We start from the raw sequence: 1,483 nt of genomic DNA, 5'->3' as shown, positions 1-1,483 counted from the left end.
ATTATTGTACGCTATTTCTCGTCAAAAATCAACCATTTGTTGTGACAGAGCCAAATATTAAAATTTTAGCAAAATTATTGTAATTATGTTATACGAATTTTAGTTAGTATTTATTACTGCCTATAATTATTGCTTTTAATGGTTGTTTTACCAGAACCTTAAGGGCTCTAGTTCACTAAAATTTGGCTTCATATTAAAGTCTTTCATTATACTTAAAACACCTATCACCTTCTGTAATTTCTTTTTCATTTGGTTCACCTCCTTTCTAAGAAAGTGTAACCAAAAATAAAAAAATAACTCAATTCAAATCATAAATTCACCATTTTTGGTGAAAACTAAACGATCCAAATTGGTTATCTTTAAATTACCACTATCAGAATATAGATTTAAAGACTCTGTGAATTTTTTATACGATTCAGCATCTACCTGGTTGACGTTTGACTTATAAACAGTTATCAAAATCTTGTTCGTAAGAGCTGAGAGTAAAAAGAACTCATTGGCGTGCGTTGGTTTTTATCTCTTTTCTTTTTCTCACCTTCTATAGAACATATTATAAAAGTCATAACACGTAATTTGAATAGATTTTATTCAAACTTGTGCTATGACTTTTTCATTTAATGTGATTAGATTATTAACTTTCATATTCAAATAATTTGGCAATCAAAAGCAAGTATTCAAGAAGTCATTAAGTTGCGAGTATAATCGAAGTGGCAGAAAAGTTATCTCTTATATCGGTTGTAACTTTTTTATGAACTCTATTGACAAGAAAACTTGGTAGGTGTGTAATTTAAATATGCAAAGAAAACTTTTAGAGGTGAGAATATGAAAGAACAATTACAACTGAAAAATCACTTAAAGGAAGTTCGCACAGAAGCAAATCTTTCTCAAGCTCAACTTGCAGAAATGGTGGGTGTATCAAGAAACACGATTAGTTCTATTGAAACAGGACAGTTTAATCCAACTGCAAAATTGGCTCTAATTCTTTGTATTGCATTGGACAAAAAATTTGAGGAACTATTCTATTTTTAGGAGGTCATTATGGAAAATATTATAATGTTGATTTTGGTAGTGTTCATATCTGTTGTGGGAATTATAAATATCAAAGGCAATATCAGCACAATTCATTCTTACAATAGGCGAAGAGTAAAAGAAGAAGATATACCAAAGTATGGAAAAGTTGTTGGAACAGGAACACTGATTATAGGAATATCTCTTGTATTAGGTTTTATTGTTTCGTTTTGGAGCGAAGAAATTATGGGATATATCATTCTGCCAGCGATTATTATCGGATTAGGTTTGATTCTTTATGGTCAATTCAAATATAATAAAGGTATTTTTTGAGTAGTAGATACAAAAATATTAGACAGAAAAACATCGTAGCAATACGGTTTTTTTTGTATATGACAAGAATGTGGAATAATATTCCAATTGTCACAATCCGTACATTCAAACTGATCAAAGCCAAGATAACATGTGTGGCAAA

The 1,483-nt window shown here is 29.8% G+C and carries 2 protein-coding genes; both read left to right on the top strand.

Features of this window, described 5'->3' with window-relative positions; genetic code table 11:
• Positions 1 to 822 precede the first annotated feature (822 nt).
• Positions 823 to 1,029, top strand: a complete 207-nt coding sequence (locus LJE08_RS13490) for a helix-turn-helix transcriptional regulator (protein ID WP_003865061.1) — start codon at positions 823 to 825, stop codon at positions 1,027 to 1,029.
• Positions 1,030 to 1,038: 9 nt separating this feature from the next.
• On the top strand, positions 1,039 to 1,341 hold the full coding sequence (locus tag LJE08_RS13485) for a hypothetical protein (protein ID WP_227403512.1): 303 nt from the start codon (positions 1,039 to 1,041) through the stop codon (positions 1,339 to 1,341).
• Positions 1,342 to 1,483 lie beyond the last annotated feature (142 nt).

Source organism: Holdemanella sp. DFI.5.55, assembly GCF_020593575.1.
Lineage (GTDB): Bacteria > Bacillota_I > Bacilli_A > Erysipelotrichales > Erysipelotrichaceae > Holdemanella > Holdemanella hominis.
The sequence above is the reverse complement of the archived record's forward strand: the minus strand, read 5'-3'. Positions and strand labels throughout refer to the sequence as shown.